The organism is Sphingomonas phyllosphaerae (genome assembly GCA_036946405.1).
GTDB lineage: Bacteria > Pseudomonadota > Alphaproteobacteria > Sphingomonadales > Sphingomonadaceae > Sphingomonas > Sphingomonas phyllosphaerae_D.
Map to the genome: position 1 here is coordinate 1,017,280 of JAQIJC010000001.1, position 13,726 is coordinate 1,031,005.

Genomic DNA, 13,726 nt, shown 5'->3' on the forward strand with positions numbered 1-13,726 from the left:
TGAAATTCCGTCGGAATTGCTTGTCATCTGTTCGTCACGAGCTTGCCGCCGAATCGAACTAGACGCGCCCCGTCTGGCCAAATGGCCGAAAGGGGATAATTCATCATGTCGAATGCTTCGCGGACGCGCCTGCGTCTGCTCTCCGGTATCGCCGCACTGGCGCTTCCTCTGGCGGCGCACGCCGAGACGCCGGCCGCGACCACCGCGGATCCCACGACCGAAAACACTGATACGCAGGGACTTACCGAGGTCGTCGTCACCGCAACCCGCCGCGAGACGAACCTTCAGAAGACCCCGATCGCCATCTCGGTGATCGATCCCGTCATCATTAAGGACCGCCACGTCCAGAGCCTGCTCGATCTGGGTGACGGCGCGATCCCGTCGCTGCGCGTCGCCACCTTCGAGGCCCGCCAGTCGGCGCTGACGATCGGCATCCGCGGCATCGTGCCGTTCGACCAGAATCAGACCGCGCGCGACACCGGCGTGGGCGTCTATGTCGACGGCGTGTATCTCGGTCGCTCGCAGGGGCTGAACGCCGCACTGTTCGACGTGGCCCGGATCGAGGTGTTGCGCGGACCGCAGGGCACGCTGTTCGGCCGCAACACCGAAGGCGGCGCGCTGTCGATCGTCACCGCCGCGCCAACCGGCAAGTTCGGCGGTACGCTGACCGCCGGCTATGGCAATTACGGCGCCTACACCGGCCAGTTCCACGTCAACCTGCCCGAGTTCGCGAACATTTCGCTGAAGTTCGACGGCGTTGCCCAGCATCAGGACGCGACCGTCAGCAATCCGCTGCCGGGCAGCTACGGCTGGAACTATTACAACCGCGTCGGCGGCCGCGCGACCGCGCTCTGGAAGCCCGCGCCCGGCCTGTCGGTAACCGTCGCCTACGATCAGGCGAAGGACGAGAATACGCCGTTCTACAGCCAGCTGGTCAATTACAATCCGGACAAGTCGGCCAAGCTGCAGGTCGCGACGCTGACGCAGCTTGCCAACAACAAGGGCAAGGCGCCGTCGGGCACGATCGCACCGCTGCCGTCGCTCGTCGTGGTCGCGGGTGATCGCCGCATGACGCGCGCCGACATCGGCGTGCCGCAGCAGCTCAGCACCGATCGCACGCATGGCGTGTCCTCGACGATCAAGTGGGAGGTCGCCCCCTCGATCGAGCTCCGCTCGATCACCGCGTGGCGCGGCGTCGACACCGATCAGTGGGACAATTCGGGCGGCGCGCACCGCACGGTCTTCTCGCCGAACGGCAAGTTCAGCCGCTACAGTCTGTCGTGGATGACCCAGCGCCAGTTCAGCCAGGAATTCCAGGCGGTCGGCAGCATCCCGCAGCTCGATTACACCGCGGGCCTGTACTACTTCCAGGAACATGCCGAGGAATCGGCGGCGACCCCGAGCACCAACCAGTGGAACGCCGACGGCACCGCCTATACGATCCTGCCTCCGCTCGTCAGCGGCACGATCACCAGCGACAATCAGGGCTGGGCGGTCGGATCGCGCTTCCTGCAACGCGCCAGCAAGGCGACCGCGCACAGCTACGCCGCCTTCGCGCAGGCAACGTTCACCCCGGAAGCGTTCGAGGCGTTCCACCTGACCGTCGGCGGGCGTTACACCAAGGACAAGCGCGACGGCACGTTGTTCACGGTCGTGAACAAGCCGACCAACTTCAAATTCCTCTTCGATCGCAGCCGCTTCGATCCGATGGTCACCGCCGCGTTCGATGCGACCGACACCGTGCACGTCTACGCCAAATACGCGACCGGCTATCGTGCGGGCGGTGCCAACGATCGTTCGCAGACCTTCGCGTCGTTCGGGCCGGAAGTGGTGAAGTCGTACGAGGTCGGGTCGAAGATGGACCTGTTCGACCGCCGCGTGCGCTTGAACCTCGCCGGCTACATCATGGATCGTACGGGCACGCAGATCGACTTCGACAACGTCGATACCGTCACCACCAGCCCGACGTTCAACCTCCACACCGAGGAAACGCGCAATGCGCCGGGCAAGTCGAAGATCCGCGGCGTCGAGGCCGATCTGACCATCAATCCGGTCGACGGGCTGACGCTCGGCGGGTCGTATGCCTATACCTACACCGACGTGCCGGCGACCGCGAACCCGTTCCTGGGCAACGTGCCGACCAAGGTGTTCGTGGTCTTCACCCCGCGCAACGCCGCTTCGGCTTCGCTGGACTATGAGCTTCCGGTCGCGATCGGCGAGGCGAAGGCGCGCTTCCACCTCGACGCCAACTATTCGGACGCAATGTACAGCTTCCAGAATGAGGCGACGAAGACCGATCAGAGCTTCATCGTCAACGGGCGGCTGGCGCTGGCCGATCTGCCGCTCAACGAGGCGGGGACGAAGGTGACGCTGTCGCTGTGGACGCGCAACCTGTTCAACGAAACGCACATCTATCGCCGCTCGGCCGCCAACGCCAAGACGCTCGGCGATTACGCCAACTTCAACCCGCCGCGCACGATCGGGCTGGAAGGTGCAGTCAAGTTCTGACGCGCGACGTGATGCTCCTGCGGCGCCCGCCCCGGTTTCGACCGGGGCGGGCGTCGTCCGTTCGGTTCCTCAGACCTTGAGGATGATCCCCCGGCGATCGAGCGCGCGGCCGAACCAGCAGCACAGCAACGTATAAGCGAGGGCGCACAGCAACGATCCGACCGGTCCCGGCGCGAGCGCCTGAAACCAGCTCTCGCCGATCCATTGGTACAACCCGACGTCGGGCCGGATCTGGATCATCTCCATCGTGATCACGAGCAACTCGGAGAACAGATAGATCGCTAGCGGATTGCGCCCGAGCATCTGGAGGAAGTCGCGCCCGAGGCGCACGCCCCTCACCTCGACCGCCCCGATCGCGGCACCCAGCAGGATCATGTCGAGCCCGACGGTCAGCAGCACGAACGAGCCGGTCCACAATTTCTTCGCGATCGGCAGGACCGGCGCGAGCAGCAGCGCGACCAGGACCAGTCCCATGCCGATCAGCATCAATCGCATCACGGTCGCGGCCTGCTTGCCCCAGCGCTGGATCGCCAGTCCGACGAGATAACCGGCGATGACATTGGCGGTGGCGGATAGCGTACCCAGTAATCCCTCGGGATCGAAGCCATGATCCCTGCGATACAGATGCTCGGGACCGATCAACCACAGGTCGAGCAACGTGCCGGCGTTGCGGTAGCGCCCGAACGCTTCGCCCGGGGCGCTGAACCCGACGAGGATCGCCCAATGCGCTGCAATCAGTGCGATCGCGGCAGCGAGCAGCCACCGCGCGGATAGATAGCGGGCGAGCAGCCCGGCGAGCAGATAGCAAAGCGCGATGCGTTGCAGCACGCCGGTGACCCGCGTCTCCGCGAATGGCTTGATCGTCCAACTACCGTCCGCCGCATGGGTGACGAACGGATACCAATACATCAGGAAGCCGAGCAGGAAGATGAGCGCCGCGCGCTTGACGATGCGCCGCAGGAACACACTATCCGTCATCGGGCGGGTCAGCGCGAAGCTCATCGCATTGCCGACCGCGAACAGGAACGACGGATAGACGAGATCGGCTAGCGTGAAGCCGATCCACGGCGCGTGAACCAATTGCGTGAACGGCTGTCCCGCACCGGCGGTGTTGACGACGATCATCAGGAAGATCGTCGCGCCGCGGAACATGTCGAGCGAGGCGAAACGCTCGGTCCGTGCCGCGCCCGTCACGGCCTTGCCGCCTGCGTCATCAGCGCGCGCGCGGCACCGACCGTATCGGCAGGTGCGACGGCGCTATAGCTGCGGCCGTCGCTGACCCATCGATCTTCCCACGAATGAAGACGTTTGAGGAAGGCGGCATCGTCGACCGGATGTTTCGCCAGCGCGGCGGCGCGTGCGTCGGCGAGGTACATCGTCCAACGCGGCAGGTAGAAGTCGGCGTAGAGTCCCGCCCACGCCTTTGACGCGTAGTCGCCCAGGTGCCCCGCGCCGCCCCATATCGTGACTTGCGCCTTGGCGTCTTCCTCGAAGCGGCGGCGTTCCGCGGGTGTGTCGCCATAGGCGCGCGCGTCGTCGATCCAGCTTGCGAGCGTCTCCTGCTGTCCGCCGATCAGCCGGTCGATCGCTCGCGCGATGTTCGTGATGCGCGCGGTTTCGCGATCCCCGATCGCAATGTCGCCCCGCTGATAGGCCGACACTGCCGCCTTGAGGTGATCGTCGAGCGCGAGGCTCGCTTCGTGACGGACAAGGTCGACCAGATCGTAGCGGAACAGCGCGCTGCTGCCGTGTTGCGCGGCCAGTCCCAGCAGTGCCTCGATCCCGGCGCGCGCCTTTGCGCGGTCACCGGGCGCGGCGGGAAAGGTCGGCGCGTCGGCGGCGGGGCGCTTGAAGAACAGATACGCCCCCGCGCGCTGGTTCCACCAGCGCGGCGTCCAGTAGCGCACGTCATAGACGCCGGTCGCGACGTCCTGCCACGCCGCGACCAGCGCCGCATCGCTCTGCCCGTATCGCGCGCGGGTGTAGCGTGCGAGCCATGGGGCCAGCGCCAAGTCGCCGGTCGGCCACGCAGCATCGAAGGCGTAATCATAGGCGAGGCTGTTGTTGTGCAATCCTTCCGGGAACATTCCGAAGCCGCGCACACGCCCCCGCGCCGGATCGGCGAGCAGTGCGGCGATGTCGCGCCGGTAGAAGTCGGCCGCGCCATAGACGGGATTGCTGCCGCCGTAATTGTGGACGTAACCGTAGATCCAGTTTTTGCCATCGAACCCGTCGGTCTGCTTCCAGATGCCCGGATAGCGATCGTTGCCGATATCGAGGATCAGCATGCGCCGGTCGGGAACGTCGCGAAGGAAGGCAGCGATCGCGTCGCGCGTCCAGAACTCCTTGTCGGCGCCGAACAGCCAGCCCTGCATCACCCAGGTCGCGCCCGGCTGGGCGTCGGCAATCGAGGCGTACAAACGCTTGCCGTAAGCGGCCAGCCGCGCATCGCGAACCGCGCGCGGCAGCGCAGCGGCGCGCGTGGCGGGGGTGTTCGCGGTGCTGTCGCCGTAGCTGGCGTGCGCGGTGTCGCTGCCATCGTCGGCGATCGGCGGCACCATCTCGTTGAAGGCGTCGGCGAGATAATAACGGCCGGCGCCATATTCGGCGGTGTAGAGCTTTAGGAAGCGCGCCGAGAGCCTGGCGAACAGCGGATCGGAGGGATCGAGCCAGTAGGTGCCCGGAAAGCCTTCCCATTCGCGCATGCGATAGATGCGCGCTTCGGGATGCGCCTTGGCGAAGGCCTCCGGCACGTATCCCGCGAAGGCCGGGAGGATCGGAGTCATGCCCAGACCGCGCAACCGTGCAAGGATGCGTTTCTGGAGCACCCGTTTCTTCTCGATCCAGTTGGTCGACAGCGGTGCACGATAGCCCGCCATATTCCCCATCCGCTCCCACGGCAGAAACGGAGCGCCAGCGAACAATTGCCCGACCTGCTCGTCACTCAGCCCCTGTTCCCGCCACAAGGCGCGCCAGATATATTCCTGTCCTTCCATGGCGAGCGGCATGTCGACGCCGTGCACCGCCATCAGGTCGATCTCGCGTTCCCAGCGGGCCCAGTTCCACCACGGCGTCGTATAGCCGTAGGTGCAGGTATTGAGATAGGCGCGGAAGCCGAAGGGGGAGGTCACCCATCCGCTGTCCTGCGCGCTCAACCCCGACAGCGCACCGACCCGGTGGCCTTCCCACGACGCATGGAAGCGCCCCTGTCCGGCAAGCGCCGCCGTGACGCCCCGTATTGCCGCGACGGGCGAAGAAGCGGTCACGGTGACGTGATCGCGCACGGTCCGCACACGAAAGCGTGCGTCGGGAGCGGACGTCAGCGTCACGGAGACGCGCGGGGCAGGGATGCCGAGCCGTACGAGCGCCGCGCGCGCGTCGGCAGCCGTCTGCGCCGACACCGGGGTCGAAAGCAGCAGCGCGGCCAGCAGCGCAGCCACACGCCGGACCATCACACCACGCCCCCATGTGGCGTCTTGCATTGAGATCGCCAAAGTTCGGTTCCTCCCTGTCGGATATACGTATGCATCTTACGACGACATCATTGTCGAGCGGCATCGTGGCACAAATTGGTCTTTTCTGAAGAGCAATTTGTAATGTTCTGGTACTATTGCTCGCACGCACCTCGACGTGATGTCAATCGGCGGCCGGACGATGGCGCTTTCCGGCTTCCAGTTTGACCACGAAGCCCGGTGGGCATCAGGCGGAGCTATGCCTGCAGCAACCTGACACAATTCGCACCGCGATTCACCTGCAAGGATGACGGGCGGCTTCCCGCACCGTAAAGCGGTGCGGTGAGCACGCTCCGCGATCATGTCCTGTGCCATCGCTGGTTGGCTGTCTGGCTGCTCGCGTTGACGTTGCTCATGAAGGTCGTAGTGCCGGGCGGGTACATGTTGGCTGCCTCGACGGGCGGCATGACCATCGAGATATGCTCGGGCTACGGTCCGACCGGCATGACCATGCCGATGAACGGCATGTCGCACGACGGCGACAAGCAGGATCACGGCAAGGCGGGCCAACCCTGTATCTATGCCGGGCTGAACGCCCCGGTGACCGGCGGGGCCGATCCGCTGCTCCTGGAACTGTTCCTCGCCTTCATCATCGCCACGGTTTTCCGGACGGTCGTCCTCCGTGCGTCGCGGCGGCATCCCCGACTTCGGCCTCCATTGCGCGCGCCACCCGCTCACCGCTGATTGCTTCCATTCGCCGCGTGCGGTCGCCCGATCGCGCGCGGTTTCGGCTGCCGGACGCCCGTCGCAGGGCGCGGCGCCTGACGCTTTCAGGGGATCATCGTGCCTTCTTTCCATCTTCTTGTCGCGACCTCGTTGGTCGCTCTCGCCGCCTCGTCGGCTTCCGCTCAATCCGTTGACACGCGTCGCCGCGAGCTGTTGCGCCAGCGCGAGGCGATCGATGCCGCGCTGCTGGCGCTCGACACGCCAGCACAGGGCGCTCCACCAGCACCGTCGGCTCCGGTCCCGACCGACAAGCCTTATGCCGACAGCGATATCGTCGTGACGGGAAGGGCGCTCCCGCTGACTACGAAGGTAACGGGCCAGACCGACACGACGATCGTCGACCGGGATTTCCGCAACACGCCGGCACGGACCATCGCGGATGTCGTGAAGCTCTCACCCGGTGTGACGGTGATCGGTGGCAACGGTCCGCGTGACGTCGGTGTGTCGATCCGTGGCTCCAACGCGCGCAACAGCTTCGGCGCGCGCAACATTCAAGTGTTCGAGGACGACTTCCCCGTCACCCAGCCGGACGGTCTGGCGCGATTCGATCTCACCGATCCGCATGCCTATGGCGCGGTGGACGTGGTGCGAGGGCCATCCTCGGCCCGCTACGGCAATTACGCCATCGAGGGAGCGATCAACTTCCGCACGCGGCGCGGCCGGGACATCGACGGCGTCGAGCTGGGTCTGGACGCCGGCGGCTTCGGGTATCGCAACCTCTATGCGACGATCGGCAACGGCGGTCGCCACCATGACTATGCGTTGTTCGGCAGCTTCGTGCGTGCTGATGGTGCGACCGGGCACACCGGCTACGAGACGGGCACGATCAACGCACTCGCGACGTTCGCGCTCTCAAACCGCGATCGACTGACCGGGAAGGTCATCTACAACGAGGGCGAGTTTCGGCTTTCGACACGCTTGTCCTTCGACCAGTTCGCCGCCAACCCCTATCAGCAGGGATGTGAGCGGGCCGCGTCCGCAGCGGCCGGATGCGGCATGATTTCGGTATTGGCGAACGGGGTGAACGGCGCGCGCGTCGCACAGACCGCCGCCCAGGGCGATCTCGCGCGTAACGATCGCCGGACGATCGTGGGAACGCGCTGGGAACACGATTTTTCGCCCGCGACCACATGGCGCACGCAGGCGCTGTTCGACAGTCGCGTCGTCAACCAACCGACCAGCGCCACCCCCTTCAAGGGCACGCTCGATAGTTACGCGGTCGCTTCGGACATTACCAATCGCGGCCGTCTTTTCGGCATGGACGCGGTCAGCTTCGTTGGTTTGTCGTACGGCTATCTCGAAAACCAGAGCTTCTCGCTCAACAAGACGCCCGCGGGCCGCGACGGGATCGGCGCATTGACCCAGGCGGTCGTCGGCGACGTGCGCAATCTCGGCATCCGGATACGGGAGGAGGTGCGACTGACCTCGACGCTGCAACTCGTTGCCGGGATCGGCGCCGAGCGATCGATCATCGACGTGCGTCAGACCGCGTTCACTTATCCTATCGGTGCCAGTCCGGCGCTGACGCTCGTCCCGGTGCTGCGCCGGTTCAACAATCTCGCACCCGAAGCATCGCTGCTTTGGCAGGCCGACCCCGCGTTGCGGATTCATGCCCGGCTCGGCACCGCGTACGGCATTCCGCAAGCCGGGCAGCTGTTCGTCACCCCGGCGGGCGTGCCGGGCGACAATACGAGCCTGAAGACCCAGCGGAACACCGGCATCGATCTCGGTGCCGAGCTGACGATCGGTCGCACGCTCACCGCCGAGGTGACGGGTTACCGCGAGTGGTTCCGCAACGAGCAGGTCACGCAATCGGCCGGTGTGAACCTCCTTTCGTTCACGACCAACGCGCCGCGTTCGATCCACCGCGGTATCGAGTTGGCGATCGAATGGCGGCCGGACGCTATCGCAGGCGGCTATGTTCGCGCGAACTACAGCTACAACGATCAGCGTTATACGCGGTACGACGAGCGGCTGACGACGGGGACGGTATCGGCTGTTTTCGACCGCGACGGCAACAGGATTCCGGGAGTGATCCCGTCGTTCGCCAACCTGCGGACGGGCCTCGACCTGCCGGCGGGGGTTCTTTCCGGGCTGGGCGGATTTGCCGAGCTGACCCGACGCTCGTCCTATTATATCGACAACGCCAACTCGCTGCGTGTGCCGGGCTATGCGCTGATCAACCTCAACCTGCATTATGACCCGCCCGCCGCTATGGGATGGTGGTCGCGCCTGTCCTTCTATGCCGCGGTCGAGAATCTGACGGACAAGACCTATGTCGGTTCAGCGTCGATCATCGCCAACAGCCTGACCGCGACTGGCGCGCTCAGACCCGCAACGGCGCTGCGGAGTGTGACCGGCTCCCTCTATGCCGGTCAGCCCCGCACGATCTACGCCGGCATCCGGAGGCGGTTCTGATGGGCGGTGGTCGGAGGTTGCCGGAAAAGCGTGGAGCGGGTGAAGGGAATCGAACCCTCGTCGTAAGCTTGGGAAGCTTCTGCTCTACCATTGAGCTACACCCGCATTTCAACGGCTTAGCGCTGAAAACACCCTCTGTTTGGCGCCGGTTTACAATTCCGGTTTACAGCGGGCGGGGCAGGCAATGCCACGAGCCCTATCCCGCCGTCAACACGCATCGCCCGCTTGTCGTGGCATTCATTGCTTGGCCAGACCGCGGGCGATGCGCTTGCCGAGCGCAATCTGGCGGGCGGTGTCGTCGACATAGATGCGTCGAATCCGCGTCACCTCCTCGACAGACCAAGCCATAATGCCAGCGATCTCGGCATCAGAGAGGTCGGTTTCAGTCATAAGATATGTGACGAACCTGCCGCGGACGTCGTGGAGGTGCTTGCCTCGTTTGCGCCGGGTGCCACCTTTTCCGCCGGAATCGACGTGTACGATGCCGGCGAGCTTGGCGATACGCGTCACTTCCTTGCTCAGCGTGTCGAGGTTCCACGGCTCACCATTGGAATTGACCAGCACCGTATCGACACCTGGGGCTCGGTAACGTCTCTCTAGCAGATCCAGCACGTCGTCCAGCTGAGGGATCCGCGGGATGGCAGCGATATGGCGCCGACCCCGACTGATCTTGGCCGCCTCCTTGACGATGGCGTACTCGCCGACGGCCGACCAAGTGACCCGGGCAAGATCCTCCCGTCGCAGCCCGGTTGCCCGCGCGATTGTACCCAACGAGCGCGTCGATGTGTGACGGGAATCGCGAAAACTTTGCACGTGGTGCTGGATGTGAGAAAGAAACCGCTATGCCTTTGCAGGACCACGCCAGCCCGGGAAGTCCGTCGTGCCGATCGACCTGACGCCACTCACCAGCGCGATCACCCGGCTCGAAGAAGGTCATGCGCGCTATCTGGTCGACACGTCGGACGCACAGATCCGAGACGGTCTGATCCAGCGTTTTGAATTTACCTATGATCTCGCCCACAAGATGTTGCGCCGCTATCTGGCGATGGGCGACGCTAACCCGGACGCTGTTGCGCAGATGAGCTTTCCCACGCTCATCCGCACCGCAAGCGAGCGCGGTCTGCTGCTGAACGAATGGCCCCGGTGGAAGGGGTATCGCGACGATCGGAACATCACGTCGCACACGTATGACGAAGCCAAGGCGATCAGGGTCGTCGCCGGCATACCCGCTTTCATAGAAGAGGTGCACTTCCTGCACGCCACGATGACGCAGCGGGCGGAATGAGTTCGCCGCTCGCTATCGATGCCCGGCAGGCGGCGATCGTGCGGGAAACGCTCCTGAAGCATCTTCCGGTCGACACGACCGTGTATGTCTATGGCAGCCGGGCCAAGGGTCGGGCACGGCGGATGTCTGATCTCGATCTGGCGCTTTGCGCACAGGATCCGATCCCGTCGGCGATCATGGCCGATCTGGCGGAAGCGTTCGATGAAAGCGACCTGCCGTGGAAAGTCGATCTTATCGACTGGGCGACGACAAGTGAACGATTCCGCGCCATCATCGCGCCCGACTTGCGGGTGCTGGTGCCGGGGCGGCTGTCGGCGTGAGGGCGCGCGCGAAGCCTGCCATCGGTCTGCGGCGTCGCGCACGGCGGAGGACATGCTGGTGCCAATCGAGGGATGCGGGTGCTGATGGCCGACTACAAGCAGCGCATCCGCGCCGACCATCCCGAGGCCTATCCGAAGGATCCCCTCAACCACCTGTCCCGCCATTCCCGTACGCGGGCCGAATTTGGTGGCGCGTGCCGATCTGAGAGGTGAAAACGGGCTTTGGGCGGTTTACAGGGGTCCCGCTAAGCTATTGATTTCACAATGGCCGATTTAAGCCGGTTTACAGCAGAAACGGCAGTTTTCTGCCATTTCCCGTAGCTTGGGAAGCTTCTGCTCTACCATTGAGCTACACCCGCATTCCAGCGGCTTGGCGCTGAAAAAGCCCTCCGCACGGCACCGGCTTTCGATCCCGGTGTACAGTGGGCGAGGCAGCCAATGCCACGAGCCCCGGTCCGTCGTCAACATGCATGGCCCGCATCTTGTGGCATTCGCCGCGCTCGACCAACCGACGCAGGCACGCGTCGGCGCGGGCCACACCTTCCTCGATATGCAGAGGCTCGAAACCGAGATGGATGATCTCGCCCGGAGCGAGGCGGAAGCTTGCCCCGCACGTGCGGCTGTGGCAACAGCAGGGCGTGCGTTCCGCTCTTCGACACCCGTGGTCACCCAGTGACAGGTAGCGGCGGAACACGCTGTTCTGCCATATTCCTCCGGCAGATGCCGTCACTTGCGCACCCGTTCGCGCGATCCACATCATGCCTTCGAAAAACGGTCGGTTAGCCGATCACGGCCCCTGTACATTTTAGGGGCGTAGATTCACGGTAGGCGTCCGCGTCATCGGGCGACCTATTTGCGCAGGTTTTCGACACCGAGTTCGCGCCACATCCATGTGAAGTCGTAGGTCGCCATCGGGTCGCTCGGATCAGGCTTGGCACCGCTGCAGTTTTCGAGGTGCTTGAGCCAGGTAGCAAGACGATCGCGGCCCGCGGCGGTCGTGGCGGCCATACGCGGGGTGATATCGCCCAGCATCCCGACCGGTTCGTCAAGTGTGGCGCGGTACTGGCGATCGAGCATATCGTGAATGAGCGGAGTCGTGATTTCAGGGGATATGTCGGGCGCGGGTTCGGGTGCGGTCAGCCCCTCCATTCGCGCCGCCATGGCCTGCTCGACGGTTTCGATGGTGGTGAGCGGGGCGCCGACCAGTCCGGCCAGTGCATCGGCGACGAGAGCGGTGCCGCGCCCGGCACGCTCGGCGGAGGTGACGGTAAGGATCAGCGCGCGGCCCTTGACTTCGACATTGCCGAGCACCGGGGTGCCGTCTTCCATTGTGACGCCCCAGCTCATCTTGCCCGTGGCGCTCGTGGTCTTGCCGGGCTTGTCGCCCAGCCAGTTCCAGAAGTGGCTGGTTTCACGCTGAAGCGCGGGCAGCGTGTCGAGCCGCTCCCCGATCAGGGCTTGGGTGGCACCGCGCGCGAAGGGGAAGCGCACGTGGTGGAACACCACTTCCTCGCCGTCACTGTTGTGCAGGACCGGGATACCCTCCGGTTCCAGGATGCGGGGAACGATGTCGAACAGCCAGGCAGCAGTGATCAAGACGGGCAGTGCGCGCAGCTTGTCATCGTCGAGCACAAGCGGCGTGTGCGGACTGCGCTTTCCTTCCGCCCGGCGGAGGTCCCGCACAAGATCGTCGGCCGCCTCCATCGGGAACGACAGCAGCCCGCCCGACAGGAGATGCCTGCCACCGACCTCGACGACGCGGGCCCCGATCCGGTCCCATTGCTTGAGCGTCTGCGAGGCGCCGCGCTCGCTGACGCGCACCGGCTCGCCGCCCCGGATCAAGTCGCGCACGAGGAAGCCCTGGCCGGGTTCGACCTCGCTGACTTCGTACAGGCTCATTACCGAGGATCGCAGCGCGCGCATATAGGCCTTGGCGGGGCCGCTCTCGTTCCAGCCCCGGCGTTTGATATAGTCGTCGACGATGTTGCGGCCATCGGGTCCGAGGTCGCGCGTCAGCAGGTCTTCGAACGCGCAGCCCCACAGCACGCTGGCCCAGTGATCGCCGATGATATCGGCAAGATCATCATAGGCGAAGTCGAACTCGTCCATCGCCAGCTCGAGATGATCGCCGAGCGCCTCGCCGAGATGATCGGCCCAAGCCGGCGAGGTGGCGAACTTCATGAGATCGGACAGGTGGTGGCCACGCTTCATACCGTTTCTCCCTGTTGCTGCCGATACGCCGCGACGATCCGCGAGACGGTGGGTTCGCTGACGCCGTAGAGCCGGGCCATCTCGGCGCCCGACTTGCGGCCCGAGGTGACGGATTCGGCGATCTCGCGGCGCTGTTTGTCGGCCAGCTTGCGGCGACGTCCGCCGATCCGGCCTTCGGCGCGGGCCTGCGCCAGGCCGGCGGAAGTGCGCTCGCGGATCATCGCGCGTTCGAACTCGGCGAAGCTGCCGACCATCTGCATCATCATCCGGCCCGCGGGGGTAGTGGTGTCGATCACCTCGGTGAGCGAGCGAAAGCCCGCACCCGCTGCCTCGATCCGGTCCATGATGTGGAGCAGGTCCTGCAGGCTGCGCGACAGCCGGTCGAGATTCCAGACGACGACCACGTTGCCCTCGCGCAGCTGCCCGATCATTTCGTGAAGCTTCGGCCGATCCCACCGCCCGCCGCTGGCAGTTTCCTCGAACACGCGCCGACACCCCGCCGCAGCAAGGGCGCGCGCCTGCGCCGCGTTGGACTGGTCCTCGCCCTTCGGCACCCGGGCATAGCCGATCAGGTAAGGGGCGTTGCCCAACTATTCTCTCTCCCGAACGGCCGTATTCGGAGGCCGGATGGGCCGCGACGGATACACGCCGGCATCCGCCTTTCACAATCCTCTTTCACCAAGCATCCGAAAGGCAACCTGTTTCTGGAGGATGGAACATGCCCGGACGCATTCCGATGACCGGGC

The 13,726-nt window shown here is 64.9% G+C and carries 11 protein-coding genes and 1 tRNA gene; 6 read left to right on the forward strand and 6 right to left on the reverse strand.

Translation table 11 applies throughout. The features are described 5' to 3' along the window. Nucleotides 1-105 precede the first annotated feature (105 nt). The gene (locus tag PGN12_04790; GenBank protein MEH3103205.1) at nucleotides 106-2,508 is read left to right on the forward strand and encodes a TonB-dependent receptor; all 2,403 of its coding nucleotides are present in this window, start codon (nucleotides 106-108) and stop codon (nucleotides 2,506-2,508) included. Between the two features lie 69 nt (nucleotides 2,509-2,577). On the opposite strand, the gene PGN12_04795 is transcribed toward PGN12_04790, so the two are convergent. Further along, nucleotides 2,578-3,702 (reverse strand): heparan-alpha-glucosaminide N-acetyltransferase domain-containing protein, encoded by a 1,125-nt coding sequence (locus PGN12_04795; protein ID MEH3103206.1) that lies wholly within the window; start codon nucleotides 3,700-3,702, stop codon nucleotides 2,578-2,580. Further along, nucleotides 3,699-5,960 (reverse strand): alpha-N-acetylglucosaminidase, encoded by a 2,262-nt coding sequence (locus PGN12_04800; protein ID MEH3103207.1) that lies wholly within the window; start codon nucleotides 5,958-5,960, stop codon nucleotides 3,699-3,701. Before PGN12_04800 ends, PGN12_04795 begins: the two co-directional genes overlap by 4 nt. 342 nt (nucleotides 5,961-6,302) lie before the next feature. Between PGN12_04800 and PGN12_04805 the strand changes: the two genes are divergently transcribed. After that, complete coding sequence (locus tag PGN12_04805) at nucleotides 6,303-6,704, forward strand: DUF2946 domain-containing protein (GenBank protein MEH3103208.1); 402 nt, start codon at nucleotides 6,303-6,305, stop codon at nucleotides 6,702-6,704. Between the two features lie 99 nt (nucleotides 6,705-6,803). Further along, complete coding sequence (locus PGN12_04810; protein MEH3103209.1) at nucleotides 6,804-9,164, forward strand: TonB-dependent receptor; 2,361 nt, start codon at nucleotides 6,804-6,806, stop codon at nucleotides 9,162-9,164. 31 nt (nucleotides 9,165-9,195) lie between these two features. Here the strand turns inward: PGN12_04810 and PGN12_04815 are convergent. Next, nucleotides 9,196-9,269, reverse strand: a tRNA-Gly gene (locus PGN12_04815). 132 nt (nucleotides 9,270-9,401) lie between these two features. Beyond that, complete coding sequence (locus PGN12_04820; GenBank protein ID MEH3103210.1) at nucleotides 9,402-9,977, reverse strand: hypothetical protein; 576 nt, start codon at nucleotides 9,975-9,977, stop codon at nucleotides 9,402-9,404. 67 nt (nucleotides 9,978-10,044) lie between these two features. Here PGN12_04820 and PGN12_04825 point away from each other — a divergent pair, with 67 nt between their 5' ends. The 3 genes from PGN12_04825 to PGN12_04835 all read left to right on the forward strand — a co-directional run bounded on the left by PGN12_04825 (nucleotide 10,045) and on the right by PGN12_04835 (nucleotide 10,982). Next, on the forward strand, nucleotides 10,045-10,449 hold the full coding sequence (locus PGN12_04825; protein MEH3103211.1) for a nucleotidyltransferase substrate binding protein: 405 nt from the start codon (nucleotides 10,045-10,047) through the stop codon (nucleotides 10,447-10,449). Further along, on the forward strand, nucleotides 10,446-10,769 hold the full coding sequence (locus PGN12_04830; GenBank protein ID MEH3103212.1) for a nucleotidyltransferase domain-containing protein: 324 nt from the start codon (nucleotides 10,446-10,448) through the stop codon (nucleotides 10,767-10,769). Before PGN12_04825 ends, PGN12_04830 begins: the two co-directional genes overlap by 4 nt. A gap of 84 nt (nucleotides 10,770-10,853) precedes the next feature. Beyond that, nucleotides 10,854-10,982, forward strand: coding sequence for a hypothetical protein (locus PGN12_04835; GenBank protein ID MEH3103213.1), 129 nt, complete (start codon nucleotides 10,854-10,856; stop codon nucleotides 10,980-10,982). 636 nt (nucleotides 10,983-11,618) lie between these two features. Here the strand turns inward: PGN12_04835 and PGN12_04840 are convergent. Continuing rightward, nucleotides 11,619-12,980: a hypothetical protein gene (locus PGN12_04840; protein ID MEH3103214.1), complete on the reverse strand. Its 1,362-nt coding sequence runs from the start codon at nucleotides 12,978-12,980 to the stop codon at nucleotides 11,619-11,621. After that, nucleotides 12,977-13,570, reverse strand: coding sequence for a recombinase family protein (locus PGN12_04845; protein MEH3103215.1), 594 nt, complete (start codon nucleotides 13,568-13,570; stop codon nucleotides 12,977-12,979). The genes PGN12_04840 and PGN12_04845 overlap by 4 nt, the downstream gene beginning before the upstream one ends. Between the last annotated feature and the right edge of the window lie 156 nt (nucleotides 13,571-13,726).

Coding starts and splice junctions, on each gene's coding strand:
- PGN12_04790 (MEH3103205.1), top strand. CDS start 106: ATGTCGAATGCTTCGCGGACGCGCCTGCGTCTGCTCTCCGGTATCGCC.
- PGN12_04800 (MEH3103207.1), bottom strand. CDS start 5,960: ATGGTCCGGCGTGTGGCTGCGCTGCTGGCCGCGCTGCTGCTTTCGACC.
- PGN12_04830 (MEH3103212.1), top strand. CDS start 10,446: ATGAGTTCGCCGCTCGCTATCGATGCCCGGCAGGCGGCGATCGTGCGG.
- PGN12_04835 (MEH3103213.1), top strand. CDS start 10,854: ATGGCCGACTACAAGCAGCGCATCCGCGCCGACCATCCCGAGGCCTAT.
- PGN12_04840 (MEH3103214.1), bottom strand. CDS start 12,980: ATGAAGCGTGGCCACCACCTGTCCGATCTCATGAAGTTCGCCACCTCG.